The 25,955-nt window shown below is 70.1% G+C and carries 24 protein-coding genes; 12 read left to right on the forward strand and 12 right to left on the reverse strand.

All coding sequences use genetic code 11. The annotated features are described in order from the left end of the window. Nucleotides 1–24: 24 nt before the first annotated feature. Nucleotides 25–1,494 carry a diaminobutyrate--2-oxoglutarate transaminase family protein gene (locus tag ACWGIH_RS13855; RefSeq protein ID WP_453443409.1) on the reverse strand — a complete coding sequence of 490 codons (1,470 nt, stop codon included), beginning with the start codon at nucleotides 1,492–1,494 and terminating at the stop codon, nucleotides 25–27. Between the two features lie 329 nt (nucleotides 1,495–1,823). On the opposite strand from ACWGIH_RS13855, the gene ACWGIH_RS13860 reads away from it, so the two are divergent. Next, nucleotides 1,824–3,071, forward strand: coding sequence for a trypsin-like serine peptidase (locus tag ACWGIH_RS13860; RefSeq protein WP_453443411.1), 1,248 nt, complete (start codon nucleotides 1,824–1,826; stop codon nucleotides 3,069–3,071). 195 nt (nucleotides 3,072–3,266) lie between these two features. Further along, nucleotides 3,267–4,487, forward strand: coding sequence for a trypsin-like serine peptidase (locus ACWGIH_RS13865; RefSeq protein ID WP_453443412.1), 1,221 nt, complete (start codon nucleotides 3,267–3,269; stop codon nucleotides 4,485–4,487). Nucleotides 4,488–4,609: 122 nt separating this feature from the next. On the opposite strand, the gene hflX is transcribed toward ACWGIH_RS13865, so the two are convergent. The 6 genes from hflX to miaA all read right to left on the reverse strand — a co-directional run bounded on the left by hflX (nucleotide 4,610) and on the right by miaA (nucleotide 12,631). After that, nucleotides 4,610–6,109, reverse strand: coding sequence for a GTPase HflX (hflX, locus tag ACWGIH_RS13870; protein WP_453443413.1), 1,500 nt, complete (start codon nucleotides 6,107–6,109; stop codon nucleotides 4,610–4,612). A 170-nt stretch (nucleotides 6,110–6,279) separates the two neighbouring features. Then, nucleotides 6,280–7,767 carry a M1 family metallopeptidase gene (locus ACWGIH_RS13875; RefSeq protein ID WP_453443415.1) on the reverse strand — a complete coding sequence of 496 codons (1,488 nt, stop codon included), beginning with the start codon at nucleotides 7,765–7,767 and terminating at the stop codon, nucleotides 6,280–6,282. Nucleotides 7,768–7,876: 109 nt separating this feature from the next. Then, nucleotides 7,877–10,033 carry a RelA/SpoT family protein gene (locus ACWGIH_RS13880; RefSeq protein ID WP_453443416.1) on the reverse strand — a complete coding sequence of 719 codons (2,157 nt, stop codon included), beginning with the start codon at nucleotides 10,031–10,033 and terminating at the stop codon, nucleotides 7,877–7,879. A 142-nt stretch (nucleotides 10,034–10,175) separates the two neighbouring features. Continuing rightward, nucleotides 10,176–11,054 (reverse strand): diaminopimelate epimerase, encoded by an 879-nt coding sequence (dapF, locus tag ACWGIH_RS13885; RefSeq protein WP_453443417.1) that lies wholly within the window; start codon nucleotides 11,052–11,054, stop codon nucleotides 10,176–10,178. 75 nt (nucleotides 11,055–11,129) lie between these two features. Next, the gene (locus tag ACWGIH_RS13890; protein ID WP_453443418.1) at nucleotides 11,130–11,591 is read right to left on the reverse strand and encodes a hypothetical protein; all 462 of its coding nucleotides are present in this window, start codon (nucleotides 11,589–11,591) and stop codon (nucleotides 11,130–11,132) included. A gap of 101 nt (nucleotides 11,592–11,692) precedes the next feature. Further along, on the reverse strand, nucleotides 11,693–12,631 hold the full coding sequence (miaA, locus tag ACWGIH_RS13895; RefSeq protein WP_453443420.1) for a tRNA (adenosine(37)-N6)-dimethylallyltransferase MiaA: 939 nt from the start codon (nucleotides 12,629–12,631) through the stop codon (nucleotides 11,693–11,695). Between the two features lie 182 nt (nucleotides 12,632–12,813). Here miaA and ACWGIH_RS13900 point away from each other — a divergent pair, with 182 nt between their 5' ends. Next, on the forward strand, nucleotides 12,814–13,203 hold the full coding sequence (locus tag ACWGIH_RS13900; protein WP_453443422.1) for a hypothetical protein: 390 nt from the start codon (nucleotides 12,814–12,816) through the stop codon (nucleotides 13,201–13,203). Nucleotides 13,204–13,228: 25 nt separating this feature from the next. After that, on the forward strand, nucleotides 13,229–13,498 hold the full coding sequence (locus ACWGIH_RS13905) for an antitoxin (protein WP_453443424.1): 270 nt from the start codon (nucleotides 13,229–13,231) through the stop codon (nucleotides 13,496–13,498). Nucleotides 13,499–13,753: 255 nt separating this feature from the next. On the opposite strand, the gene ACWGIH_RS13910 is transcribed toward ACWGIH_RS13905, so the two are convergent. From ACWGIH_RS13910 to miaB, 3 genes are read right to left on the reverse strand one after another with little or no spacing between them, the layout of a single operon-like run. Further along, entirely contained in the window at nucleotides 13,754–14,467 is a 714-nt protein-coding gene (locus tag ACWGIH_RS13910; RefSeq protein WP_453443425.1) for a class III extradiol dioxygenase subunit B-like domain-containing protein, read from the reverse strand. Between the two features lie 28 nt (nucleotides 14,468–14,495). After that, complete coding sequence (locus tag ACWGIH_RS13915; RefSeq protein ID WP_453443426.1) at nucleotides 14,496–14,780, reverse strand: hypothetical protein; 285 nt, start codon at nucleotides 14,778–14,780, stop codon at nucleotides 14,496–14,498. A gap of 49 nt (nucleotides 14,781–14,829) precedes the next feature. Beyond that, nucleotides 14,830–16,350, reverse strand: coding sequence for a tRNA (N6-isopentenyl adenosine(37)-C2)-methylthiotransferase MiaB (miaB, locus tag ACWGIH_RS13920; protein ID WP_453443428.1), 1,521 nt, complete (start codon nucleotides 16,348–16,350; stop codon nucleotides 14,830–14,832). Nucleotides 16,351–16,436: 86 nt separating this feature from the next. On the opposite strand from miaB, the gene ACWGIH_RS13925 reads away from it, so the two are divergent. After that, nucleotides 16,437–17,432: a TAXI family TRAP transporter solute-binding subunit gene (locus ACWGIH_RS13925; RefSeq protein ID WP_453443430.1), complete on the forward strand. Its 996-nt coding sequence runs from the start codon at nucleotides 16,437–16,439 to the stop codon at nucleotides 17,430–17,432. 25 nt (nucleotides 17,433–17,457) lie between these two features. Here ACWGIH_RS13925 and ACWGIH_RS13930 read toward each other — a convergent pair whose 3' ends face one another. After that, a complete protein-coding gene (locus tag ACWGIH_RS13930; RefSeq protein ID WP_453443432.1) occupies nucleotides 17,458–18,873 on the reverse strand; it encodes an ATP-binding protein in 1,416 nt (471 codons plus the stop codon). Between the two features lie 16 nt (nucleotides 18,874–18,889). Then, nucleotides 18,890–19,579 (reverse strand): response regulator transcription factor, encoded by a 690-nt coding sequence (locus ACWGIH_RS13935; RefSeq protein ID WP_351173498.1) that lies wholly within the window; start codon nucleotides 19,577–19,579, stop codon nucleotides 18,890–18,892. Nucleotides 19,580–19,867: 288 nt separating this feature from the next. Here ACWGIH_RS13935 and ACWGIH_RS13940 point away from each other — a divergent pair, with 288 nt between their 5' ends. The 7 genes from ACWGIH_RS13940 (at nucleotide 19,868) to ACWGIH_RS13970 (ending at nucleotide 25,889) form a co-directional block, all read left to right on the forward strand. Next, nucleotides 19,868–20,647 carry an amino acid ABC transporter ATP-binding protein gene (locus ACWGIH_RS13940; protein WP_453443434.1) on the forward strand — a complete coding sequence of 260 codons (780 nt, stop codon included), beginning with the start codon at nucleotides 19,868–19,870 and terminating at the stop codon, nucleotides 20,645–20,647. Between the two features lie 55 nt (nucleotides 20,648–20,702). Further along, nucleotides 20,703–21,539, forward strand: coding sequence for a glutamate ABC transporter substrate-binding protein (locus ACWGIH_RS13945; RefSeq protein WP_453443436.1), 837 nt, complete (start codon nucleotides 20,703–20,705; stop codon nucleotides 21,537–21,539). 113 nt (nucleotides 21,540–21,652) lie between these two features. Continuing rightward, nucleotides 21,653–22,321: an amino acid ABC transporter permease gene (locus tag ACWGIH_RS13950; protein ID WP_453443438.1), complete on the forward strand. Its 669-nt coding sequence runs from the start codon at nucleotides 21,653–21,655 to the stop codon at nucleotides 22,319–22,321. Beyond that, nucleotides 22,318–23,247, forward strand: coding sequence for an amino acid ABC transporter permease (locus ACWGIH_RS13955; RefSeq protein WP_453443439.1), 930 nt, complete (start codon nucleotides 22,318–22,320; stop codon nucleotides 23,245–23,247). The genes ACWGIH_RS13950 and ACWGIH_RS13955 overlap by 4 nt, the downstream gene beginning before the upstream one ends. Nucleotides 23,248–23,470: 223 nt before the next feature. After that, on the forward strand, nucleotides 23,471–25,114 hold the full coding sequence (locus ACWGIH_RS13960) for an FAD-dependent monooxygenase (RefSeq protein WP_453443441.1): 1,644 nt from the start codon (nucleotides 23,471–23,473) through the stop codon (nucleotides 25,112–25,114). Between the two features lie 58 nt (nucleotides 25,115–25,172). Beyond that, on the forward strand, nucleotides 25,173–25,244 hold the full coding sequence (locus ACWGIH_RS13965; protein WP_309544753.1) for a putative leader peptide: 72 nt from the start codon (nucleotides 25,173–25,175) through the stop codon (nucleotides 25,242–25,244). A gap of 69 nt (nucleotides 25,245–25,313) precedes the next feature. After that, entirely contained in the window at nucleotides 25,314–25,889 is a 576-nt protein-coding gene (locus ACWGIH_RS13970) for a cysteine dioxygenase (RefSeq protein WP_453443443.1), read from the forward strand. The last annotated feature ends 66 nt before the right edge of the window (nucleotides 25,890–25,955 follow it).

A 25,955-nucleotide genomic window follows, 5' to 3' on the forward strand; every position in this document is an offset into this window, starting at 1 on the left:
CGGGACGGCCCGGGTCCGGTGTGGCTATCCGTGGTGCGGACGCGCCGCCGCGGAGATCGCGTCGGAGAGGCGGTCGAGGATCGCGGCCGCCTGCTCGTCGGTGATGGTGAGAGGAGGAAGGAGGCGTACGACACTGGAGTGCCGTCCGCCCAGCTCGACGATGAGGCCGCGGCGCAGACATTCGCGTTGCACCGCGGCGGCGAGTTCGGGCGCGGGGGGAAGCGGTCGCGGGGCGCGGCTCAGGGCACCGCCCGGGGCGCCTGTGTCACTCGGAGCGGACGGGCGTACGCCACTAGGAGCGCCCTGGCCCGTGCCACTGGCGCCGGCGGGGTCCACGAGTTCGACGCCGATCATCAGACCTCGGCCGCGTACGTCGCCGATACAGGGGTGTTCGGTGGCGAGCGACCGCAACTGGGTGAGCATGCGGGTGCCCAGGGCGCCCGCGCGTTCCGCGAGGCCGTTCTCACGGACGTACGCGAGGGTGGCCGCGCCCGCCGCCATGGCGAGCTGGTTACCGCGGAAGGTTCCCGCGTGGGCCCCCGGTTGCCAGACGTCGAGGTCGTCGCGGTAGATGACCACGGCCAGGGGCAGGCTGCCGCCGATGGCCTTGGACAGCACCATCACGTCCGGAACCACACCGCTGTGCTCGACGGCCCAGAAGGTGCCGGTGCGCCCGACGCCGGTCTGGACCTCGTCCGCGATGAGCGGGATGGAGCGTGCCTCGGTGATCTCGCGCATCCGGCGCATCCAGCCGTCGGGGGCGGGGTTCACACCGCCCTCGCCCTGCACCGGTTCGAGGATCATCCCGGCCGGGCGGGGCACCCCTGACTTGGTGTCGTCGAGGAGGTTCTCGGTCCAGCGGGCGGCGAGTTCGGCGCCGTCCGCACCGCCGATGCCGAACGGGCAGCGGTAGTCCTGCGGATAGGGGAGGCGGGCCACGCGTACGTCCGGTGCGCCGCCGGATGCGGAGAGCGCCCCTGCCGTCATCCCGTGATAGGCGCCGGTGAACGCGAGCATGCCGTCGCGCCCGGTCGCCGTCCGCACGAGTTTGAGCGCGGCTTCCACCGCGTCCGTGCCGGCGGGGCCGCAGAACTGGATCCGCGCGCGGTCGGCGAGTTCGCGGGGCAGCGTGTGGAACAGCTCGGTGGTGAAGGCGTCCTTGACCGGCGTGGCCAGATCGAGCACGTGCAGCGGCGCCCCCGAGTCGAGGACCTTTCTGATCGCCTCGAGCACGACCGGGTGGTTGTGCCCGAGGGCCAGGGTCCCCGCGCCCGAGAGGCAGTCGAGGTAGCGCTGTCCGTCGGCGCCCTCGATCGTCAGGCCGCGTGCCCGTACCGGCACGATCGGCAGGGCGCGCGCGTACGTACGCGCGGCCGACTCGCGCGCCGACTGGCGTCGCAGGATCCCCTCGTGTGCTGCGGAGTGCCCCACGGAGGCGACGGGAGCGGAGGGTCCCGCGGCAACCGCCGAGGGCGCCGGCTCGGTCACGGCCACGACTGTTGGTCCTCCCGCTGGGAATGGGCGCTTCCCACTCGATCTGGGCGAGCGCTCCGACGAGTTGGCAGGGGGATGAACGCAGGCCGCCACTCCCCCGTACGTACCAACGACGGGGACTGCGGAGAAGCACGGGTCTTCGGAAGATCCTTGCCGTGACGGAACCGTTGCCGTTCCGTCGGCTGTCCCCTACGGCACCGGCATAGTGTGGGGGGCCGTTCATCCGCGGCAGGGGTGCGCAGCGTCACGCGAGTACGGTGCTCGGCGCTCCGCGCCGCACGCGGTGTCCGGCATGTGAACGATCTCGAAGCCCAGGGGGAATCTCTACTATGCGACCCATACGCCCGCTCAATACCGCTCGTCGTGGGAAGAGCGCGCGCGGCAGGACCTCCCCCGTGGCGGCCGCTGTCGCCATCGGCGCGGCACTCGTCCTGACCGCGACGGCCTGTGGTCCGAGCGAGGACAACGCGGGCGACGATCCGGCCGCCTCCCAGGCCGCCGACGGCGGCAACGACGACGGCAACGGCAACGGCAAGGTCAAGATCCCGCAGGACCTCCAGGACCGGCTCAAGGACCACGGCATCGACCTGGACAAGTGGCGGGACGGGGCCTGGAAGAACTGGGACAAGGACGACTGGCTCCGCGAGGCCGGTGACTACGTCAACCCGATCATCGAAGGTCTGTGGGACTCGGACCGCATGCGTGACGCGGACAAGAACCCCGACCGCGGTGTCGACGACAACGACATCTCCGGCGACCAGGGCGTGACCGACCCGACGCCCGAGCCGGTGGAGGCGGCGGCCCTGAAGACGCCGTACGACGCCGCCGCTCCGGCCTCGGGCAAGCTGTTCTTCGACGGCCCCGAAGGCTCGATGGTCTGCTCGGCCACCGTCGTCGAGGACCCGGCGCACCCGGGCAAGTCCAACATGGTGTGGACCGCGGGTCACTGCGTGCACGCCGGCGCCAAGGGCGGCTGGTACCGCAACATCGCCTTCGTGCCCTCGTACAACAACAGCGGCAAGTCGGCCGCCGAGCTGCAGAACGCCCCCAAGGAAGAGGTCGCTCCGCACGGCGTCTGGTGGGGCGACTGGGCACAGACCTCCGACCAGTGGATCGAGAAGGGTGGCCCGACGGGCGGCACGGGCGCGCCGTACGACTACGCGGTCATCCACGTCACGCCCGAGAAGGGCAGCGAGGGTCAGTCGCTCGAGGAGCAGGTCGGTTCGGCGCTCCCGGTGGACTTCAACGCCCCGGCCGTGCCGCAGATCGCCGACATGACGGCGACCGGCTACCCGGCGGCTCCGCCGTTCGACGGCCAGAAGGCGTTCCAGTGCGCCGACAAGCCGGGCCGCCTCTCGATCAGCAAGCCCGACCCCACGATGTACCGCATCGGCTGCACGATGACCGGTGGTTCGTCCGGCGGCGGCTGGGTCGCCGAGGGCTCGGACGGCAAGCCCGCCCTGGTGTCCAACACCTCCATCGGCCCGGTGACGGCCGGCTGGCTGGCGGGTCCGCGGCTCGGCAAGGGAGCCAAGGGCATCTACGACGCGGTGAGCAAGAAGTACGCCGACAAGTAGCCACCACGCAGGGCCGCTTGACGCACGACGGCGGGGTCGCCGCAAACCTTCACGACCCCGCCGTCATTCGTCCTCAATCACACAGGCATAGTGAGGTGTCGCGTCGGCGGGGAGCTCCCGGAGCACCCTCGCCCACACATGACAAGTACATGGCAATTGCAGCAATCACGCGTTCAATTCGGGGGTTACCACAGCATGCGTTCCATTCGTGCGCCCTTCGCGCGCAGTCGCGGGCGACGTCTCGCACTCGCCGCGACCGGGCTCGCCGCGACTCTGGCACTCACCGCCACGGCCTGCGGTCCCAGCGACAACAAGGCCGGCGACAAGGCGGGTTCCGACACCGCGCAGGGCGCCGACAAGGGTTCCGACACCGACACGGGCTCCGATGCCAAGCTGCCCGGCGACATCGCCGACAAGCTGAAGGACCACGGCATCGACCCGGACAAGTGGAAGGACGGGGCCTGGAAGAACTGGGACAAGGACGACTGGCTCCGCGAGTCCAAGGACTTCGTCAATCCCGTCATCGAGGGCCTCTGGAAGCCCGAGCGGATGAAGAAGGCCAAGGACCCGAAGAAGACGATCGCCGCGAAGGACGCACCTTCCGACCAGGGCGCGACCGACCCCGAGCCGTCGCCGGTCCAGGCCAAGCCCGAGAAGACCCCGTACCACAAGAACGCCGCACCGGTCGGCAAGATCTTCTTCGACTCCCCCGAGGGCTCGATGGTCTGCTCCGGCACGGTCGTGAAGGACCCGCGCAACCCGGGCAAGTCCAACCTCGTGTGGACCGCGGGCCATTGCGTGCACGCCGGTTCCGCCGGTGGCTGGTACCGCAACATCACCTTCGTGCCTGCCTACAACGACCTCGGCAAGTCCGAGGCGGAGCTGAGCAACGCGGCCCCGCAGGAAGTCGCCCCCTACGGCCAGTACTGGGCCGACTGGGTCTCGACCTCCGCCGAGTGGATCGACCAGGGCGCCTCTTCGGGCGGCGCCGGCGCACCGTACGACTACGCCGTGATGCACGTGAAGCCGGAGCAGGGCTCGAAGTCCCTCGAGGAGACCGTCGGCAACGCCCTCGCGGTGGACTTCTCGGTGCCGTCGGCCCAGAGCGTGAGCTCGATGGGCGCCTGGGGTTACCCCGCCGCTCCGCCGTACAACGGCCAGATCATGCACAAGTGCATCGACAAGCCGGGCCGTCTCTCGCTGACCTCCGCCCAGCCGACCATGTACCGCATCGGCTGCACCATGACCGGCGGTTCGTCCGGCGGCGGGTGGTTCCGGATGGTGGGCGGCAAGACGCAGCTGGTCTCGAACACCTCGATCGGCCCGGCCGAGAACACTTGGCTGGCCGGACCGCAGCTCGGCAAGGGCGCCGAGCAGGTCTACGACATGATGAGCGAGAAGTACGGCTCCAAGTAGCCGTACGGCGGGCGACCGCCGCACCTCGTACCTGACACGGCGAAGGCCCGCCCCATGCGAAAGGGGGCGGGCCTTCGTCATGCGGACCGAACGGCGCGAACCGCGCCTGTCCGGGCCTGCGTTCAGCCGGCGACCGGGACGTACGGCGCGAGATCCGCCGCCAGTTCCGCGTGCACCTTCGCCTTGAGCAGCGTGCCGTCGGCGGTGTGCTCCTCGGAGAGCACCTCGCCCTCGGCGTGCGCCCGCGAGATGAGCTGACCCTGGGTGTACGGCACGAGGGCCTCGATCTCGACCTCGGGCCGGGGCAGCTCGGTGTCGATCAGCGCCAGCAGCTCTTCGATGCCAGCGCCCGTGCGCGCGGAGACCGCGATCGCGTGCTTCTCGTTGCGCAGGAGCCGCTGGAGGACCAGTGGATCGGCCGCGTCCGCCTTGTTGACGATCACGATCTCGGGCACGTCCGTCGCGCCCACGTCACGGATCACCTCACGCACGGCGGCCAGCTGTTCCTCCGGCACCGGGTGCGAACCGTCCACCACGTGCAGGATCAGGTCGGACTCGCCGACCTCCTCCATCGTGGAGCGGAACGCCTCGACGAGGTGGTGCGGCAGATGCCGTACGAACCCGACGGTGTCGGCCAGGGTGTAGATCCGGCCGCTCGGCGTCTCGGCCCGGCGCACGGTCGGGTCGAGGGTGGCGAACAGGGAGTTCTCCACCAGGACGCCCGCGCCCGTGAGGCGGTTGAGCAGGGAGGACTTGCCCGCGTTCGTGTAACCGGCGATCGCGACCGACGGCACCTTGTTGCGCTTGCGCTCCTGGCGCTTGATCTCGCGGCCCGTCTTCATGTCCGCGATCTCCCGGCGCATCTTCGCCATCTTCTCGCGGATCCGACGCCGGTCCGTCTCGATCTTGGTCTCACCGGGACCACGTGTCGCCATGCCACCGCCACCACTGGATCCGCCGCCGCCCATCTGACGGGAGAGCGACTGACCCCAGCCACGGAGGCGCGGGAGCATGTACTGCATCTGGGCAAGGGCGACCTGCGCCTTGCCCTCTCGGGACTTGGCGTGCTGGGCGAAGATGTCGAGGATCAGGGCGGTCCTGTCGACCACCTTGACCTTGACGACGTCTTCCAGGTGAATCAGCTGGCCAGGGCTCAGTTCACCGTCACACACGACGGTGTCGGCCCCGGTCTCGAGGACGATGTCACGCAGCTCCTGGGCCTTGCCGGATCCGATGTACGTCGCCGGGTCGGGCTTGTCGCGGCGCTGGATGACGCCGTCGAGCACGAGCGCGCCCGCCGTCTCGGCGAGAGCGGCCAGCTCGGCGACCGAGTTCTCCGCGTCCTGCACTGTGCCCGAGGTCCACACTCCGACGAGCACCACTCGCTCCAGACGGAGCTGTCGGTACTCGACCTCGGTGACGTCCTCGAGCTCGGTGGAGAGGCCGGCGACGCGGCGCAGAGCCGCGCGCTCGGAGCGGTCGAACTGTTCGCCGTCCCGCTCTCCGTCGTGTCCGTGGCTCCAGGCGACGTCCTCTTCCATCAGGGCATCGGCCCGAAGACCTTCGGTGTAGTTCTGCGCGAGGCTCTGCGCGTCCTGGGAAGGGGAAGAAGAGGAGGTCATTGGATCCTTACGTCGATGGGATTCTTCATAGGGGTCAACGCTCGGGGCCGCCCCGAGATTCCCCGGGCCGGCCGACGCGGTCCCTGAGATCCCCCCGAAGGGTTTTCCCGGAGCCGCAGCGGCGCCGACCTGAAGATGGTTGCACGGAACGGCCCGTCTCGTCACCCGGGTTATTTCCCTGTCGGAGCCGCCTTACGCCAGTCCGGGTGGCCCGGCATCGGCGGTGTCTTCGCGCCGTACAGCCAGGCGTCGAAGAAGCCGCTAAGATCACGGCCCGCGGTCGACGAGGCGAGCCGCACGAAGTCAGCGGTCGTCGCGTTCCCGTCCCGGTAGGTGCGCACGAAATCGCGCTCCAGGCGGTCGAAGTCGTCCTGGCCGATCTCCTGCCGCAGCGCGTAGAGCACCAGCGCGCTGCCGTCGTACACCACCGGCCGGAAGATGCTGATCTTCTGGCCCGGCGCGGGGCCCTTCGGCGCGGCCGGCGGTCCGCCCGCCGCGCGCCAGCTGTCCGACTGCCGGTAGGCCTCACGCATCCGCTTCTGGAGGGGCTTCTTCGACTTCTCCTCGGCGAAGAGGGCCTCGTACCAGGTGGCGTGCCCTTCGTTGAGCCAGAGATCGGACCAGGATCGCGGGCTCACGCTGTCGCCGAACCACTGGTGCGCCAGCTCGTGCACCATGATCGAGTCCACGTACCACTCGGGGTACTCGGGCCGCTTGAACAGGTCGCTCTCGAAGAGGGAGAGGGTCTGCGTCTCGAGTTCGAAGCCGGTCCGCGCCTGCGCCATCAGTACGCCGTACGCCTCGAAGGGGTAGCGGCCGACCTTCTCCTCCATCCAGCGGATCTGGTCCGGCGTCTTCTTCAGCCAGCGCTCCATCGCCTTGCGGTCCTTGGTGGGCACCACATCGCGTACGGGGAGGCCGTGCGGCCCGGAGCGGTGGACCACGGTGGAGCGGCCGATGGACACCTGCGCCAGTTCGGTCGCCATGGGGTGGTGGGTGCGGAAGACCCGGGTCGTGATGGGCCCCGTGTGCGCCGTGGCGACAGGCAGGCCGTTGGCGACGGCGGTGAGCCCCTTCGGGGTGGTCACACGGAACGTGAAGTGTGCCTTGTCGGCGGGGTGGTCGTTGCACGGGAACACGCGGTGCCCGGCGTCGGCCTGATTGGCCATGGCGAGCCCGTCGGCGGTGGGCACCCAGCCGCCGTCCTGGTTCTTCGTGGGCGCGGGGTCGCTGGTGTGCCGGACCGTGACCCGCATCCGCTCGCCCTGACCCAGCGGCCGGGCCGGCGTGACGACCAGGTCCTCACCGGTGGTCTCGAAACGGGCGGGTGCGCCGTTGACCTCGGCGGAGCGGACCTTGCCGTGGGCGAAGTCCAGGTTGACCCGCTCCAGCGGTTCGCTCACGCGGGCGTCGATCACCGTGACGGCGTCGAGCGGCTTCTTGTTGTCGCCGCGGTAGGTGAAGGCGATGTCGTACGCCAGGACGTCGTACCCGGGGTTGCCCAGGTGCGGGAAGAGGCGGTCGCCGATGCCGAGCGGTGTGGCCGGTGACGGCGCGCTCGCGGCGAGCAGGGTGGCGGAGGTGACCGCGGCCAGGAGCGCGGTCGCGATGCGGAGAGTCTTCGGCCGCGAGGCCTTGACCCGGGGGGTGAGCAGCATGAACTACCGCTATCAGCGCGAACCTTCCACACCGGTGTCGGCGCGCGTCACACCACTCGAACGGGTCGCCAGTAGGCGGCTGAGGCGACGCCGTCACGCGGGGCGACTCCTAGGAGTTCGCTGCCGCCGGGTGCTGGGCGCGGCTGACGTCGTACACACCGGGCACGGCCCGCATCGCGCGCATCAGTCCCGGAAGGTGCGCCGCGTCCGGCAGTTGCAGCGTGTACGTGTGGCGCACGCGCTGCTGTGTCGGCGGCTCGACGGTCGCCGACATGACCTCGACGCCCTCCAGGGCGATGGCTTCGGTGAGGTCGGCCAGCAGATGCGCCCGCCCGAACGACTCGGCGATCAAGGTGACCCGGCACTCCGCGCTGTCTCCCCAGCGCACGCCGACCTCCGCACGCCCCACTTCCTTCATGCGCGCGACGGCCGGACACTCGACGCGGTGCACGGTGACGACCCCGCCGCGTACGGCGAAGGCGGTCACCTCGTCGGGCGGCACCGGCGTACAGCACCCGGCGAGGCGTACGGTCGCGCCCTCCCTGTCCACCACGGCGTTCGCCGCCGCGGGGCGCGGGAAGTCGGCGGCCTGCGGCGGGGGCGCGGGGGTCGTCTTCTCCGGGGCCGACGCGGCGGGTGGGGCGGGCGTGGGGTGGGTCGTCAGCCAGCGCCGGATGGCGATGCGCGCGCCGGGTGTGCGGGCGTGGTCGAGCCACTCCCGGGAGGGCCCGGACGCCGCGTCCTGCCCCATGAGCAGCTGGACCGTGTCACCGTCCCGCAGGACCGTGCTCAGCGTCGCGAGGCGTCCGTTGACGCGGGCGCCGATGCAGGCGTGGGCGTCCTCGCCGTACTGGGCGTAGGCGGCGTCCACGCAGCTCGCGCCCGCGGGCAGACCGAGGGTGCCGCCGTCGGGGCGGAAGACGGCGATCTCCCGGTCCTGGGCGAGGTCTTCGCGAAGGGTGGACCAGAACGTGTCGGGGTCGGGGGCCGCTTCCTGCCAGTCGAGCAGGCGGGAGAGCCAGCCGGGCCGGGTCGGGTCGGCGCGCTCACCCTCCACAGCGACCTCTGAGGGGGCCTCGGTGGCGGCGTCGGACTGCTCCTCCGAAGGAGGGGCGTAGGGATTGCGCAGCGCGACGACGCCTGCTTCGGCGACCTTGTGCATCTGGTGCGTACGGATGAGCACTTCGGCGACCGTTCCGTCCGGGCGGGCCACGGCCGTGTGCAGCGATTGGTAGAGGTTGAACTTCGGTACGGCGATGAAGTCCTTGAACTCCGAGACCACCGGCGTGAAGCAGGTGTGCAGCTCGCCGAGCACGCCGTAACAGTCCGCGTCCTCGTTCACCAACACCAGGAGCCGTCCGAAGTCGGCCGCGCGCATCTCGCCGCGTTTGCGGTGCACCCGGTGGACCGAGACGTAGTGCCGGGGCCTGATGAGGACTTCGGCCGTGATGCCCGCCTCGCGCAGCACCGCGCGGACATTGTCCGCCGTCCCTTCCAGCGGGTCACCGCCGTCGGCCGCGTTGGCCGCGATCAGCTCTTCGACCTCGGCGTACTCCTCCGGGTGGAGAATCGCGAAGACGAGGTCCTCCAGCTCGGTCTTGAGCGCCTGTACGCCGAGACGTTCGGCGAGGGGGATGAGCACGTCCCGCGTCACCTTGGCGATCCGTGCCTGTTTCTCGGGGCGCATGACACCGAGCGTGCGCATGTTGTGCAGGCGGTCGGCCAGTTTGATCGACATGACGCGTACGTCGTTGCCGGTGGCCACGAGCATCTTGCGGAAGGTCTCGGGCTCGGCCGCCGCCCCGTAGTCGACCTTCTCCAGCTTCGTGACGCCGTCGACCAGATAGCAGACGTCGTCGCCGAATTCCGTGCGCACCTGATCGAGCGTCACATCGGTGTCCTCGACGGTGTCGTGGAGCAGGGACGCGGTCAAGGTGGTGGTCTCGGCACCCAGTTGGGCGAGGATCAGGGTCACCGCGAGCGGATGTGTGATGTACGGCTCACCACTCTTGCGCATCTGGCCGCGGTGGGAGGACTCCGCGAGGACCCACGCGCGCCGCAGGGGCTCCAGGTCCGCGTCCGGGTAGTGGGCGCGGTGGGCTTCCGCCACATGGCCGATCGCGTCCGGCAACCGGTCCCGCGTGGCGGGCCCGAGCAGGGCCGCTCGGCCGAGCCTGCGCAGGTCAAGCCGCGGACGACCGCGCCTGCGCTGGGCTCCGGGCGTCACGGGGCCAGACATCGCAGGGTTTGTAGCCTCCGCACTCATGGGCACCTCCGGCTGCTCCGACCGGCGGTGAGCGGACGACGGCGTGCTCCGTCCGGGCCGGTGCTTGATGCTACCGAGCCCATCACGCGCCGCTGACCGCCTCTCGCCGAGCGTGAAACGGATCACCCATTCGAGCGACAGTTCACGGGTTTACAGTTTCGAGCCATTCCGCGTCGATCACGCCTTCGGCGACGATCACCGCGGGGCCCGTCATCTCGATCTCGCCGTCGGGCCGCTCGGTGATCACCAGGCTCCCACCGGGCAGATCGACGGTGTACGTGACCGGCGAACCGGTCGTCACGGGGTCAGCCCCGTCCCTGCGCGCCGCCGCGACGGCCACGGCACACGCGCCCGTGCCGCACGAACGGGTCTCGCCCGCACCGCGCTCGTGCACCCGCATGGCGACGTGGCGCGGGCCGCGGTCGACGACGAACTCGACGTTCACCCCCTGCGGGAAGGCCGAGGCGGGGCTGAATGGTGGCGCGTCGTACAGGCTGCCCGCGTGGGCCAGGTCGTCGACGAAGGCGACCGCGTGCGGGTTGCCCATGTTCACGTTGCGCGCGGGCCAGTGCCGGTCGGCCACGGAGACGGTGACATCCCCTTCGGGGAAGGACGCCTTGCCCATGCCCACGGTGACGTCCCCGCCGGCCGCGGCCTTCGCGATGTGAACGGTCTTCACGCCGCCCCGGGTCGCGACGGCAAGATCACCCTCGCCCACCAGACCGGCGCGCTGCAGATAGCGGGCGAACACGCGCACGCCGTTGCCGCACATCTCGGCGATCGAACCGTCGCCGTTGCGGTAGTCCATGAACCATTCGGCCTCGGCGGCCAGGTGGCGCGCCTCGGGGTGTGCCGCGGAACGCACGACGTGCAGCAGACCGTCGCCCCCGATGCCCGCACGGCGGTCGCACAGGGCGGCGACAGCGGCCGGGGGCAGCGCGACGGCGTTGTCGGGGTCCGGGATGATCACGAAGTCGTTCTCGGTCCCGTGCCCCTTGAGGAAGGCGATCCGCGTGCTCATTCCTCGATCGTACGGGGTACCGAGGACAGTCAGTCGTCAAGGTGCCCGTCAGGGCTCTGACCTGGTGCGACGCCGTCAGCGAAGGCGCGCGACCCGCCACACGGCGAGGACGGCGACGGCGAGGAAGACCAGGGCGTACGCGGAGACGATCCGCCAGTCCGGGCGGCGTCCGGAACCGCGCTCCGGCAGCCCGGGCCAGGTGTGCCCCACGCGGCGGGCGGCCATCATGCCCCAGCCCGCGGCACAGCTGCTGATGAGGAGTCCGAGCATGGCGACGACGGCGCCGCCGTCCCCGAACTCGAAGGCCAGCGGGAAGGCGAACATCAGCGATCCGGCGGCTGCGAGTACGACGATCGGCGCGAGCTGCCAGATGCGGAGTCGGCGCTGCGGTCGCAGTTCGACCTCGACTTCCGCCGCGGCCATCGCGTCCGCCACGGGACCGTCGTCGGTCACGCCGCCCGGCACCTCGTCAGGGCCGTCCGGGGTCAGCTCGCCGCCGCCATGCGCGGTGTCACGAGGGCCGGCCTCCATCGCCATCCGCCCTCCCGCTTCGGACTCCACTGGTCGATCGATGGTCGATGATGGCACGGCGCCAGGGGCCCGGATGACCGCCGGAGCGTCCCGATGCCATCACGTGATCAGGCTGTGACCGCTCGTTCGACCAACGCCATTGCCCGTCCAGGGAGTTCCCCTCGATCGGTCATGGCACCACTGAGCCAGTGCACCCGGGGATCGCGGCGGAACCACGAGTCCTGGCGGCGCGCGAAACGCTTGGTCGCGCGCACGGTCTCCGCGCGCGCCTCGTCATCGGTGCACTCCCCCGCGAGCGCCGCGAGCACCTGCTGGTACCCGAGCGCACGCGACGCCGTACGCCCCTCGCGCAGCCCCTCGGCCTCCAGGGACCGCACCTCGTCGACGAGACCCGCGTCCCACATGCGGTCCACGCGCGTGGCGATGCGTTCGTCGAGTTCGGGACGGCCGACGTCGACGCCGATCTGGACGGTGTCGTAGACGGAGTCGTGGCCGGGGAGGTTGGCGGTGAAGGGTTTGCCGGTGATCTCGATGACCTCGAGGGCACGGACGATCCGGCGGCCGTTGCTGGGCAGGATGGCCTGGCCCGCTCCCGGGTCGGCGGCGGCGAGGCGGGCATGGAGCGCGCCGGGGCCGTGGAGGGCGAGCTCGTCCTCCAGGCGGGCCCGGACCTCGGGGTCGGTGCCGGGGAACTCCAGGTGGTCGACGGCGCCCCTGACGTAGAGCCCGGAGCCGCCGACCAGGATCGGCCAGCGCCCGTCGGCAAGGAGGCGGTCGATCTCGGCGCGCGCCAGCTTCTGGTACTCGGCGACGCTCGCGGCCTCCGTGACGTCCCAGATGTCGAGGAGGTGGTGCGGCACTCCGTCGCGCTCTTCGAGCGTCAGCTTGGCGGTTCCGATGTCCATCCCTCTGTAGAGCTGCATGGAGTCTGCGTTGACGACTTCGCCGCCGAGACGCTGGGCCAGGAAAACGCCCAGATCGGACTTTCCTGCCGCGGTCGGCCCGACGACGGCGATGACCCGCGGTGCGGGAGCTGCTCTACTCACCGCCCCAGTCTCGCAAACCCCGCGGCGACTTCCCGAACGAGCTACGTGACGCCACACGTCCGGGGTCGTTGCCTGTTGCGAGGTTCCGGCCGCCGGTTTTGAGGATCGGCGACCCGGGAGGCGCAACAGGGCGCACCGGGCGGCGCGGGATTTCGCCCACACGAGTACCGTATGGAGTAGATATGGGCGTTTTTGCACGGTTCCGTAGGAAGTCCAAGGACACGGAAGAGGCGTCCACAGCCGAGGCGGCTGCGGGCACCCCCAAGGCCGAGGCGGAAGCGGCCGGGGCGTCCACCGAGCCCGAGGCCGACAAGAAGGAGGCCAAGGCCGAGGCTGCCGTCGCGGACGAGCCCAAGACCGCTGCCGCGGACGACGCGAAGTCCGGCGAGAAGACCGAGGCGAAGGCAGAAGTGGCGGCCGAGGCCAAGACCGAGTCGGAGTCCGAGAGCAAGGCCGGGGACGAATCGGACGACGCGGAGTCAGCCTCCGGGGAGAACGTGGACATCCCGAAGCAGCAGTCCGCCGAGAAGGCGGCCGACAACGACGAAGCCGACGAAGGCGCCCGCAAGTGACTCCCCCGGCGAGGGAAGGTGACCGATGGGCTTCCTGCAGAACCTGAAGAGCAAGCTCGCCCCGGCGAAGGACAAGGTCGCGGGCCTCGCCCAGCAGCACGGGGACAAGATCGACCAAGGTCTCGACAAGGCCGCGAAGGTGGTCGACGCCAAGACCAAGGGCAAGTACAGCGACAAGATCCAGACGGGGACGGGCAAGGCGAAGGACGCCGTGGACCGCCTCGCCGGGACGCCCGACGAGGGCAAGGACGCGGGTGGCGGGCCCACCCCTCCCACGCCTCCTCCGGCTCCCTGAACCACCGGCTGAATCACTCGTCGGCTCACCGGACGCGTCACGGCGCCGGATCGCCGACTGAGTACGCCGGCCAGGTCACCCGCTGAACGAGTCCGGCGGACGGCCGTGGAGCGCCACCAGCTTCGCGGCCGTCGCCGTGCGTCGGTCGCCCTCGGCCGCGGGCACGGCAGGGTTTCGGGACGGCTCAAGGTTCGGGGACGCTCAAGGTTCTGGGACGGCTCCTCGGTCCGCGTGCGGCTCGGACCGCGCGGGCCGCTACGACCAGGCGGCCACCAGATACCCGACGCCGTACGGAGCGTCCTCGTAGAGCAGCTCGCCGCTCAGGCCCGCACCCTCGGCCGCGCCCGCGAGCACCTGCCACGGCGCCCGCCCCGCCGCCTTCAGTTCACGCGCCAATTCCTCGTCCAGCGTCCTGAGCGCCTCGACGTCCGCGGCACCCAGCGCACGAGCGACCTCCGCGTCGAAGCCGGCCGCCCGCTCGTCGAGATACCCCGGTGCCTTCAGCGTGCGGCACGCGCTGGCGTCGCCCATCACCAGGAGCGCCACGCGGTCGGCCCCCGCTGCGATGTCCCTGCCGGCTCGAATACACCCCTCGGCCTCCAGAGATTCCCCCACCCCGAGACCTTCCAGCGGGGCGGCGGACCACTCCGTACGGTCGAGCAGCCAGGCGGCCACGGCGAGCGACGGCGGAAGGACGTGCTCCGTCACCTTGTCGGCGGAGGGCCCGAGGCGTACGTCAAGGTCCACACCGAAGCCACGGAAGGACCCACGCGCACCCTGCGGATGCGGGCCACGCCCGCTCTCCCCGGCGGGGCCGACCACGACGAGCCGGTCGGCGCGGGCGGCCGCGAGCACCCCGATGGCGTCCGTGCACGCGGCGCGCGCGGCGTCCAGTTCGGGGGCGGCACCCGCGGCCACCTCGGGGACGAGCAGGGGCGGGCAGGGGCAGACGGCTGCGGCGACAAGCATGATCCGCAGCGTAACGCCCGCCGGCGCGCTAGTAGGAGATCGGTCCGGAGTCCCACTCCAGCTCGGAGACCGAGAAGCGGTACGGGAAGGAGCCGCCGGACGAGCCGTCGCCGATCACCATCCAGCCGTCGGCCGTGCGGTAGCGCCGCATCCGTACGGGATGGCGCGGGTGCTTGGGGCGGTACAGGCGGACGAACTCCGCGAACCGCTGCACTGCTTCCTCACGCGTGCCGTCCACCGTGGCCATCAGCTCGAACAGATGCCAAGCCCCCGGCCCCGGAGGGTTCTCCATCATCAGCGCCCAGCGCGCCATCGGCCCATCCCCCGTTGTCCGCCGCTCTCCCCGTACGCGCTCGTCCAGGTCAGTCGCAGCCGCATCCGCTGCCGGAGGCAACCGGCAGCGGCTCGGGGGCGCCGATCTTCGGCAGCCCGAGCATCACGCCCGCGGGCTTCGCGGCCGCCTCGGCGTTGCGCTTCTCCCAGGCGTCGCCCGCGCGCGTGGGGCGCACGTTCAGGACGGGGCCCTCGGCGAGCAGGTGGTGCGGCGCCGCGTACGTGATCTCGACCGTCACGACATCACCGGGGCGGACCTGGGTGTCCGGCTTGGTGAAGTGGACGAGGCGGTTGTCCGGGGCGCGCCCGGAGAGGCGGTGGGTGGAGCCGTCCTTGCGGCCCTCGCCCTCGGCCACCATCAGGTCGAGGGTCCTGCCGACCTGCTTCTTGTTCTCGTCCCAGGCGATCTCCTCCTGGAGGGCGGACAGACGCATGTAGCGCGCCTGCACGACCTCCTTGGGGATCTGCCCCTCCATGGTGGCCGCGGGCGTACCGGGGCGCTTGGAGTACTGGAAGGTGAAGGCGTTGGCGAAGCGGGCCTCGCGGACCACGTGCATCGTCTGCTCGAAGTCCTCCTCGGTCTCCCCGGGGAAGCCGACGATGATGTCGGTGGTGATCGCGGCCTCGGGCATGGCGGCGCGGACCTTCTCGATGATGCCGAGGAAGCGGTCCTGGCGGTACGAGCGGCGCATCGCCTTCAGGATCGGGTCCGAGCCCGACTGGAGCGGCATGTGCAGCTGCGGCATCACGTTCGGCGTCTCGGCCATCGCGGCGATCACGTCGTCGGTGAAGTCGCGCGGGTGCGGGGACGTGAAGCGCACGCGCTCCAGGCCCTCGATCTTCCCGCAGGCCCGCAGGAGCTTGCTGAAGGCCTCGCGGTCACCGATGTCCGAGCCGTACGCGTTCACGTTCTGGCCGAGCAGCGTGATCTCGGAGACGCCCTCGGCGACGAGCGCCTCGATCTCGGCGAGGATGTCACCGGTCCTGCGGTCCTTCTCCTTGCCGCGCAGGGCGGGCACGATGCAGAACGTGCAGGTGTTGTTGCAGCCCACGGAGATGGAGACCCATGCCGCGTACGCGCTCTCGCGGCGCGTGGGCAGCGTCGAGGGGAACGCCTCCAGGGATTCGGCGATCTCGACCTGTGCCTCTTCCTGGACGCGGGCCCGCTCCAGGAGGACCGGCAGCTTGCCGATGTTGTGCGTACCGAAGACCACGTCGACCCAAGGGGCCTTCTTGACGATGGTGTCGCGGTCCTTCTGGGCCAGGCAGCCGCCGACGGCGATCTGCATGCCGGGCCGCTTGGTCTTCATCGGCGCCAGGCGGCCGAGGTTCCCGTACAGACGGTTGTCGGCGTTCTCCCGCACGGCACACGTGTTGAAGACGACCACATCGGCGTCGCCGTCCGAGCCCTCGGGCGCGCGTTCGTATCCGGCCCCCTCCAGGAGACCGGAGAGGCGCTCCGAATCGTGGACGTTCATCTGGCACCCGTAAGTGCGTACCTCGTACGTTCCTTTAACGCCCACTGCCTGTCCCCGGTCGCCGCTGCTCATGTGACAAGGGTAGGCGGTCGCAGGAGTGTCCCCGCCGGGAGCTCGGCCCTGGCCATGGTGGCGAGTGGCCTGGCAGGATCGCGCGCATGCTCACGGCACTCCCCCACCTCAGCAGGCGGCGCGCACTCCAGGGTGCGGCGGCCGCCCTCGTGGTCTTCGGACTCCTGATGTGGTGGCTCGTCCCGGTGGGCGACGACTCTCCGGGGGGCCGGATGACGTTCAGCACAGGCGTGAAGAACGCGGTGTACGAGCGGTACGGCAAGCTCCTGAGGACCGCGGTCTCCCATGACATGCCCAAGGTGGACGTGGAGCTCCTCAACAGCGAGGGGTCGCAGCAGAACGTCGAGCGGGTGGCCACGGGGAAGGCCGACTTCACCATCGCGGCCGCCGACGCCGTGGAGAAGTACCGCCTGGAGGGGCGTGCGGGCGCGGACGGGCTCCGGGGGTGTGCGCGGCTGTACGACGACTACGTGCAGCTCGTCGTCCGGCGCTCGTCGGACATCGACAAGGCGCAGGATCTGCGGGGCAAGAAGGTGGCCGTGGGGCAGCCGCGCTCGGGTGTGCGGCTGATAGCGGACCGGGTGCTCAAGGCCGCCGGCCTCGATCCCGAGAAGGACCTCACGGCGGTGCACGCCGGCATCGACAAGGCGCCCGACCTCCTCAAGAAGGGCGACATCGACGCCTTCTTCTGGTCGGGCGGGCTGCCGACCACCACGGTGCGGGTGCTCTCCGAGGAGTTCGACATCCGCCTCGTCGAGCTCGGCACCCTCGTCGAGGCCCTGCACGAACAGGGCGGGGCCTCCCGCTACTACCGGGCCGCGGTGATGCCCGCCGACGCCTACCCGGCCGCCCAGCAGAACGACGCCGTACCCACCCTGGCCGTGGCGAACCTCCTGGTGACGACCGACCGGGCGGACCCGAAGCTGACCGAGGGGCTGACCCGCACGGTGATCGACAGCCGCGACCACATCGGCGGCAAGGTGCACGCGGCCCAGCTGGTGGACCTGCGGACGGCGCTCTACACGGACCCCCTGGCCCTGCACGAGGGTGCGCGCCGCTACTACCGGTCGGTCAAGCCGTAGCCGTTGCCGTCGCTCGCCGTCGCCGTCAGGCTTGGTGCCCGGGTTCGCCGCGCGGCACCCCGACGGTCACCCGCAGTCCGTGCGGCTCGTGCTGCTCGTACGTGATGAAGCCGCCGCCCGCGGTGAGCAGGGCGCGCGAGATGGACAGGCCGAGGCCGGACCCCTTGACGTTCTGATGGCGATTGCTGCGCCAGAACCGGTCGCCGATGCGCGCGAGCTCGTCCTCCGTGAGGCCGGGGCCGCCGTCCGTGATCACGATGGTCGTCCGCTCACCGCTCCAGGAGACCTCCACCCGCACCTCCTCGCCCTCGGGCGTGAACTTGAGGGCGTTGTCGATCACCGCGTCCAGGGCGCTGGACAGGGCGACCGGGTCGGCCCAGCCGGTGGTCGCCGGGCAGTTGCCCGTCAGCCGCACCCCGCGCTCCTCGGCGAGCGGCCGCCAGGCACCGACCCGTTCGGCCGCGAGCTCCCCGATGTCGGTGAGCTGCAGATCGGCATCGGCGTGCTCGGCCAGGGCGAGGCCCAAGAGGTCGTCGAGCACCTGGGCGAGGCGTTTGCCCTCGGTGCGCACGGAGGCGATCTCCTCGTTCCCCTCGGGCAGTTCGAGGGCGAGCAGTTCGATGCGGAGCAGCAGCGCGGAGAGCGGGTTGCGCAGTTGGTGCGAGGCGTCGGCGACGAAGGCCCGCTGCTGCTCGAGCACGTCCTGGACGTTGTCGGCCATCTCGTTGAACGACCGGGCGAGGCGCCTCAGTTCCGGCGGTCCGCCCGCGGCCGCCACCCTCGACTTCAGCCGGCCCGTGGCGATGTCGTGCGTGGTCGCGTCCAGGACCCGTACCGGGCGCAGCACCCAGCCGGTGAGGCGCAGTGCGGCACCGACCGCGAGAAGCATCGCCGCCAGCTCGCCGGCACCGATGAGCAGCCATCCCTGCAGGGTCTGCGAACGCATGCGTCCGGTGGGCGAGTCGGTGACGACGACAGCGATGACGTCCCCGTCCCTGATCACCGGGGAGGCGACGACGAGCCGGCCGCGCTGCCAGGGCCAGACCTGGCGCGGATCGTGGCTCCCACGGGACCTGAGGGCCTCTTTGAAGGCCTCGCGCACCTCGGCGCCCCTGGGGGGCAGGAACCAGTCCCCGGGGGCGTGAGCCATGGGCTCACCGTCCCGGAAGAAGACGCCCGCCTTGATCCCGTAGACCTCGTGGTAGTAGTCAAGTTCGGTCTGGAGGGTTTCGCGCCGTTCGTCCTTGTCCCGCAGACGCGAGCCCGTGGGACGTTTCGTGACGAACTGCGCGAGTGACGCGAACCGCGCCGTGTCGTCGATCCGGTCGATGACCACCTTCTGCTGCTGCGCCGCCGCCACGCTCACCGCGAGCGGGAAGCCGAGCGCGAGCAGCACACCCGCCATGAGGACGATGAGCAGCGGGAGGAGGCGAGAGCGCACCTGACCTCGCTACTCGCTACGCGGCCGGGGCCACGAGCCGATAGCCCACGCCCCGGACGGTCTCGATCAGGGCCGGCATGTGCAACTTGGAGCGCAGGGAGGCGACATGCACCTCGAGCGTGCGTCCCGTTCCCTCCCAGCTGGTGCGCCACACCTCGCTGATGATCTGTTCCCGGCGGAACACCACGCCGGGCCGCTGCGCGAGGAGCGCGAGCAGATCGAACTCCTTGCGGGTCAGCTGGACCGTCGAACCGTCCACACTGACCTGCCGGGTGGGGAGTTCGATGCGTACGGAACCGAGGCGCAGTTCGCTGTCCGCGGGGCCCGCGGCGGCGCCGGACGGGGGCCGGCGGATGACCGCGTGGATGCGGGCGATGAGCTCCCCGGTGTCGTACGGCTTCACCACGTAGTCATCGGCCCCGAGGTTCAGGCCGTGGATCCGCGAGCGCACGTCGGCACGCGCCGTCACCATGATCACGGGCGTCGATCCGCGCTTCCGGATCTTTCCGCACACCTCGTAGCCGTCCTGATCGGGCAGCCCCAGGTCGAGGAGAACGACTCCGAAGGGTGCCGTTTCGCCGGGCAGCAGGGCTTGCAGCGCTTCCTCGCCGCTGCGGGCGTGCACGACGTCGAAGCCGTGCCTGGCCAGGACCGCGGACAGGGCGGCGGCCACATGATCGTCGTCCTCGACGAGGAGCAGTCTCATACAGGCCCCCTCCGGTTCATCGGTCGTTCGGTCCGCGCTCGCCGATGGCCGGTACGCGCGCGTGCACAGGCACCAAGGCATCCACGCCGATGGATAAGGACCGCGTCAAGTGCGTTCGGGTCACGGGCACGTTCCGTTATGTAGCCGGTACGCACGCGCGGCGTCCCCTTCACGCGGAGTGTCCGGTTGCGGCCGGATCGTTATGCTCAATTTCCCCTCAGATGTAATGACGCTGGTCGCACCGGGTTATTACTGTCCTCCCAACCGAGGAGGATGGAGCAACAACCCGTGACCGAAGTTTCGGTGACCAAGGACGCCATACCGCCCGGGGCGGACGACCTGGTCGTGCTGAAGAACGTCAACAAGCACTTCGGCGCTCTGCACGTCCTCCAGGACATCGACCTGACCATCACCCGCGGTGAGGTCGTCGTCGTGATCGGCCCCTCCGGGTCGGGCAAGTCGACACTGTGCCGCGCCATCAACCGCCTGGAGACGGTCGAGTCGGGAGACATCTCGATCGACGGCAAGCCGCTGCCCCAGGAGGGCAAGGAACTCGCCAAGCTCCGTGCGGACGTGGGAATGGTCTTCCAGTCCTTCAACCTTTTCGCGCACAAGACCGTGCTCGAGAACGTGATGCTGGGCCAGATCAAGGTGCGCAAGACGTCGAAGGCGGAAGCCGAGACGAAGGCGCGCGGCCTCCTGGACCGTGTGGGTGTCGCCACCCAGGCCGACAAGTACCCCGCGCAGCTCTCCGGCGGCCAGCAGCAACGTGTGGCGATCGCCCGCGCGTTGGCGATGGACCCCAAGGTCATGCTCTTCGACGAGCCCACGTCGGCGCTCGACCCCGAGATGATCAACGAGGTCCTGGAAGTCATGCAGCAGCTCGCGCGTGACGGCATGACCATGGTCGTCGTCACCCACGAGATGGGCTTCGCCCGCTCCGCGGCCAACCGCGTCGTCTTCATGGCGGACGGCCGCATCGTCGAAGAGGCCGTGCCGGACCAGTTCTTCAGCAACCCGCGCAGCGACCGGGCCAAGGACTTCCTGTCGAAGATTCTTCACCACTGACGCACAGCTCCCCGTGCGTCTCACCACTCTTCTGCCGAAACAAAGGATGTTCACCATGAAGGCTCGCAAGGTCACCGCGGCTGCTGCCGCCGTACTCGCGCTCTCCGTCACCGCCACGGCTTGCGGCGGCTCGGACGACAAGGACGACAAGGGTTCCGGCGGCGGCAAGAAGATCGCCATCGGCATCAAGTTCGACCAGCCGGGCATCGGCCTGAAGACGCCGGACGGCTACACGGGATTCGACGTCGATGTCGCGACCTACGTCGCCAAGGAGCTCGGCTACGAGGCCGGAGACATCGAGTGGAAGGAAACCCCCAGCGCGGACCGCGAGACCGCACTGCAGCGTGGTGACGTGAAGTTCATCGCGGCGTCGTACTCCATCAACGACGAGCGCAAGAAGAAGGTCGACTTCGCGGGACCGTACCTCCTTGCCCACCAGGACCTCCTGGTCCGGTCCGATGACAAGATCACCAAGGGTACGGACCTCAACGGCAAGAAGCTCTGCTCGGTCACCGGCTCCACCTCGGCGCAGAACGTCAAGAAGGAGATCGCGCCGAAGGCCCAGCTGCGTGAGTACGGCACCTACTCCGAGTGCATCGACGGACTTGGCAGCGGCGCCGTCGACGCGCTGACCACGGACGACTCGATCCTCGCCGGTTACGCCGCGCAGGAGCAGTACAAGGGCAAGTACAAGCTCGCCGGCCTGAAGCTGACCAACGAGAACTACGGCATCGGCCTCAAGAAGGGCGACTCCGCCCTCCAGAAGAAGATCGACGCCGCCCTGACCAAGATGGTCGAGGACAAGTCCTGGGACGAGGCCGTGAAGAAGAACTTCGGCCCGGCCAACTACAAGAACGAGCCCGCCCCGAAGATCGGCGACATCGTCAAGTGACCCCGCGGGGGCGGCTTCTGAAGCCGGTCCACTGACAGGGCAGACGCCGGTACGCCGCCGCCGGAGCGCGGCGGCGTACCTCGCCATCACCACATGCGAGAGCGCGGGAGATCGTGTTCGACTTTCTTGAAGACTACGACTTGCTCGAGGCCTTCTGGATGACGGTGAAGCTCACCGTCTTCGCAGGCATCGGTTCCATGGTCTGGGGCACTTTGCTGGCCGCCATGCGCGTCAGCCCGGTTCCGGTCATGCGCTGGTTCGGCACCGCATACGTCAACATCGTGCGGAACATCCCGCTGACCGTCATCATCGTGTTCAGCTCGCTCGGGCTCGCCGACGTCTTCGGCATCACCCTGGGCGCGGCCAACGACTTCGACCTCCTGGGCTTCCGTCTTGCGGTTCTGGGCCTCGGCGCCTACACGGCAGCTTTCGTGTGCGAGGCGGTGCGGTCCGGAATCAACACCGTGCCGCTCGGTCAGGCGGAAGCGGCACGTGCCCTCGGCCTGAGCTTCAGCCAGGTCCTCGGCCTCATCGTGCTGCCGCAGGCCTTCCGCTCCGTGATCGGCCCCCTCACCAACGTATTGATCGCCCTGACGAAGAACACCACGGTCGCGGCGGCCATCGGCGTGGCGGAGGCGGCTCTGCTGATGAAGGAAATGATCGAGAATGAGGCGCAGTTGTTCCTCATCGCCGCGATTTTCGCGCTTGGATTCGTGGTGCTGACCCTGCCGACGGGCCTGATACTCGGGTGGCTCGGCAAGCGTCTGGCGGTGAAGCGATGACCTCCGTCCTCTACGACGCACCCGGGCCGCGCGCCAAACGGCGCAATGTCCTTCTCTCCCTGCTCTTCCTCGTCCTCATGCTTCTGGGCCTCTGGTGGGCCTGGGGCATGATGTCCGACAAGGGGCAGCTGGAATGGGCCAAATGGGAGCCTTGGCTCGCTGACTCCGAGTCATGGACGACGTACCTGCTGCCGGGCCTCGCGAACACGCTGAAGGCCGCCGGCCTCTCCATGCTGATCGCCCTTCCACTGGGCGCGCTCTTCGGTATCGCACGGCTCTCCGACCACAGGTGGGTCAGGATTCCCGCCGGTGCCGTCGTCGAGTTCTTCCGGGCGATCCCGGTCCTGATCCTGATGGTCTTCGCCAACCAGTTCTACGCGGTGTCCACCGGCATCAGCACCGAAGCACGCCCGATGTACGCGGTGGTCACCGGTCTGGTGCTCTACAACGCCTCCGTGCTCGCCGAGATCGTGCGCGCGGGCATCCTGTCGCTGCCCAGGGGCCAGACGGAGGCCGCCAAGGCGATCGGCCTGCGCAAGGGCCAGACGATGACGAGCGTGCTGCTTCCGCAGTCCGTGACCGCGATGCTACCGGCGCTGGTCAGCCAGCTCGTCGTCATCGTGAAGGACACCGCGCTCGGCGGGGCGATGCTCAACTTCACCGAGCTGCTCAACGCCCGGAAGACGGCGGCGTCGTTCTACGGCAGCGTCATCCCCAGCTTCATCGTGGTCGCGGTGATCTTCATCGTGCTGAACCTGCTGCTCACCAGCCTGGCTTCCTGGCTGGAGCGCCGCATGCGCCGCTCCAAGAAGAGCACGGGGGCCGTGGTGGGCCCCGAGGCGCTCGAGAACCTGGAGACGATCGGCCCCAAGACGGTCCGGGCGCCGGACCATGGTTACGGGGACAACAGCGCAGGCGCAGGCTGACTCGACCCCACCAGCCACCAGCACGACAGACACACTGCACAGGAGGCAGCGGCCATGAGGCCGCTGCCTCCTGTATTTACGGCGCCTCCTCCCGACGTCGTCACTTGACGCAAGCACCGGCAATGGGTTGCATACGTTCTGTGATCGTGCACCGGGCTCCAACTGCCAGTTCCTGTACGTACGTCCAGCGCTCCCGGGCCCTTGCGGCGGGAGGGTGCGCACCGTGGACCCGGTGATCGTCGTCGGCGCGGGCCCCGTGGGGCTCACGCTCGCCCTGGCTCTCGCGCGTCACTCCGTACCCACCGTCGTGCTCGACGAAGGCCCCGGCAAGGACGAGCAGCGGCCCGCGCGGACCGTCATCCTGCGGGATGACACCGCGGCCCTCATGGAGCGGCTCACCGGTCACTCGTTCGGTGGCCAGGAGTCGGGCGCGCGGTGGGACGGCTGGCGTTCCCTGCGCCGCAAGCAGCTGATGCGGGAGCTCACGTTCAGTGATGAGGTACCGGCCCCCCTCCATGTGCCCCAGCACGCCCTGACCGGCGCCCTGCGCGCGGCCATCGCCGAGGAACGCCTCGTCAAGGTGGCGGTGGAGAGCAAGCTCGACTCCCTGGAACAGGACGCGGACGGGCTGACCGCCCACACCCGTGGCCCCAAGGACACATGGTGGCGCGGCAGTTATCTGGTGGGCTGCGACGGGCCACGGTCCACCGTGCGCAAGCTCCTCGACGTCCGCTTCCCGGGGCGTACGGCCGTCGAGCGACACGCCGTGGCCGCGCTGCGCACGGAACTTCCCGGGCCCGGCCAGGCGTTGTTGCACCGGATGCCTCCGTGGCGGCACGGAGGCGCCGAGGTGACGGGGCGTCCGCTCGCCGGCGGAGTGTGGCGGCTCGACTGGCTGCTGCCGCCGCGCGGTGAGCTCGTGACGCCGGACGCGCTCGTGGTGCGTATCCGCGAGACCCTCGCGGGCTGGTGCGGCGGCTCCACCCCGCCCTACGAACTGCTGGACACCGGTGTGCACACCGTCCACCACCGACTGGCCCGCCGGTGGCGAGTCGGCCGTGCCTTCCTCGCGGGCGACGCCGCGCACCTGCTCGGCGCGCTCGGTACGCAAGGGCTCGACGAAGGACTGCGGGACGCGGACAACCTCGCCTGGAAGCTGGCGTTGGCCTGGCACCACGGGTCGCACGACGCCCTGCTCAACAGCTATCAGGCCGAGCGGCGGGCCGGTGTCGCCGCACGCCTGCGAGCCGCCGACCAGGCGCTGCCGATACTGCGGGGCGGCAAAGGCCTGCGCGCGTACGTTCCGGGGTCAGCACGCGGGCACGACACGCTCCTCACCGACGGGCACGTGGGACGCGGGCCCCTCGGCGCACCCGCGTCGTACGCGGACTCTCCGCTGGCACCTCCGCCTTCCGAGTCCGAGGTGGCCGTGGGCACGGAACCGGGGTCACCCGTGGCCGATGTGCCGGTGACGGCTCCCGACGGGTCCTTCGTGCAGTTGCGCGACCGGCTCGGCGCGAACCAGTTCCTCGTCGTCCTTGTCGCGCCCGGCACGGTGGTGTGGGAGCGGCGGCACTGGATGACGGCCGGGATCATGCCCCGGCTCGCGGCCGCCGTCACGGCGCTGCCGCACCCGGCGGAACTGCTGGTCGCGGAGAGTTACCCCGGAGCCCCCGCGCACTCGGTGCTCCTCATCCGCCCCGACGGTCATCTGGTCACGGCACTCACCGGAGTGCGCCCCGCCGAGCTCTACACGGCGGCCGAGACGGCCCTGGGCGGAGCGTCCCCGAAGCGGCGTGCGGACAGCGCGGACGCCACGGAGAAGGCGGCGAGCGGGACACCTGCGGGGCGCCCGACCACACAGTGAGAAGGAGTTGACCGGCACGTAGCGTCATGGTCTACTCCGAAACGTGACCGACACCGATGTGCGCCTGTGGCGGAGGGTCCATATGGACCTCGTCCGCTATGCGGGCTGCGTGTGTCGTCCGTCCTGCTGAATTCGCCGCTTCCTTCTCTGCGCGCCCTCTTCTTGGCGCGCGCTTCCGCGAACCTCCAGGACGGTCCCCGTGTCTGCTTCTGTCTCTGCTCCTGCCCCTGTATCCACCCCTCGTGCGTCTGCCGCCCATGCCTCCACGGCGGGGTCCGCGTCCCCGCCCACCGCCGCCGAGCTCCTCGAGTTCGTACGCAGGAGCGCCGCCGATGCCGAGCTCATCGCGTCACTTCCGCTGGACCCCGAGGGGCGTACCTGGGTGCGTCTCGAAGGGCCCGGCGGCAGCGAGGCCTGGCTGATCGGCTGGCCGCCCGGCACCGGCACCGGATGGCATGACCACGCGGAGTCGGTGGGTGCCTTCTTCACGGCTGCCGGCACCCTCAAGGAGAACGCGCTCGCGGCCCGGCTGCCCACCGACGGCTGGAAGACCCTGGAGCTGTCCGAAGGGGTCGATCGTGAGCGGGAGTTGACGGCCGGCAAGGGCAGGGCATTCGGCCAGAACCACGTGCACGAGGTGCTGAACGAGTCCACGGGCGAGCACGCCATCTCCGTGCATGCCTACTATCCGCCGCTGCCGCGCATCCGCCGCTACAGCCGCACGGGGGCGGTCCTGCGCCTGGAGTCCGTGGAACGCCCGGAGGACTGGCAGTGAGCGAGCACCCCACCGGTGAACGTCCGGGCACCGACGCGTACCCCGTCACCGACCCGCACCCCGTCA

It is taken from the genome of Streptomyces sp. NPDC054872, from assembly GCF_053610705.1.

Excerpts from the sequence above, each read along its gene's own strand:
- ACWGIH_RS13890 (WP_453443418.1), bottom strand. The coding sequence starts at position 11,591 with ATGGCGATGGAGGCCGGCCCTCGTGACACCGCGCATGGCGGCGGCGAG.
- ACWGIH_RS13935 (WP_351173498.1), bottom strand. The coding sequence starts at position 19,579 with ATGAGACTGCTCCTCGTCGAGGACGACGATCATGTGGCCGCCGCCCTG.
- ACWGIH_RS13865 (WP_453443412.1), top strand. The coding sequence starts at position 3,267 with ATGCGTTCCATTCGTGCGCCCTTCGCGCGCAGTCGCGGGCGACGTCTC.
- ACWGIH_RS13955 (WP_453443439.1), top strand. The coding sequence starts at position 22,318 with ATGACCTCCGTCCTCTACGACGCACCCGGGCCGCGCGCCAAACGGCGC.
- ACWGIH_RS13900 (WP_453443422.1), top strand. The coding sequence starts at position 12,814 with ATGGGCGTTTTTGCACGGTTCCGTAGGAAGTCCAAGGACACGGAAGAG.
- hflX (WP_453443413.1), bottom strand. The coding sequence starts at position 6,109 with ATGACCTCCTCTTCTTCCCCTTCCCAGGACGCGCAGAGCCTCGCGCAG.
- ACWGIH_RS13880 (WP_453443416.1), bottom strand. The coding sequence starts at position 10,033 with ATGAGTGCGGAGGCTACAAACCCTGCGATGTCTGGCCCCGTGACGCCC.
- miaB (WP_453443428.1), bottom strand. The coding sequence starts at position 16,350 with ATGAGCAGCGGCGACCGGGGACAGGCAGTGGGCGTTAAAGGAACGTAC.
- ACWGIH_RS13910 (WP_453443425.1), bottom strand. The coding sequence starts at position 14,467 with ATGCTTGTCGCCGCAGCCGTCTGCCCCTGCCCGCCCCTGCTCGTCCCC.
- ACWGIH_RS13925 (WP_453443430.1), top strand. The coding sequence starts at position 16,437 with ATGCTCACGGCACTCCCCCACCTCAGCAGGCGGCGCGCACTCCAGGGT.
- ACWGIH_RS13945 (WP_453443436.1), top strand. The coding sequence starts at position 20,703 with ATGAAGGCTCGCAAGGTCACCGCGGCTGCTGCCGCCGTACTCGCGCTC.
- ACWGIH_RS13875 (WP_453443415.1), bottom strand. The coding sequence starts at position 7,767 with ATGCTGCTCACCCCCCGGGTCAAGGCCTCGCGGCCGAAGACTCTCCGC.
- ACWGIH_RS13860 (WP_453443411.1), top strand. The coding sequence starts at position 1,824 with ATGCGACCCATACGCCCGCTCAATACCGCTCGTCGTGGGAAGAGCGCG.
- dapF (WP_453443417.1), bottom strand. The coding sequence starts at position 11,054 with ATGAGCACGCGGATCGCCTTCCTCAAGGGGCACGGGACCGAGAACGAC.
- ACWGIH_RS13915 (WP_453443426.1), bottom strand. The coding sequence starts at position 14,780 with ATGGCGCGCTGGGCGCTGATGATGGAGAACCCTCCGGGGCCGGGGGCT.
- ACWGIH_RS13905 (WP_453443424.1), top strand. The coding sequence starts at position 13,229 with ATGGGCTTCCTGCAGAACCTGAAGAGCAAGCTCGCCCCGGCGAAGGAC.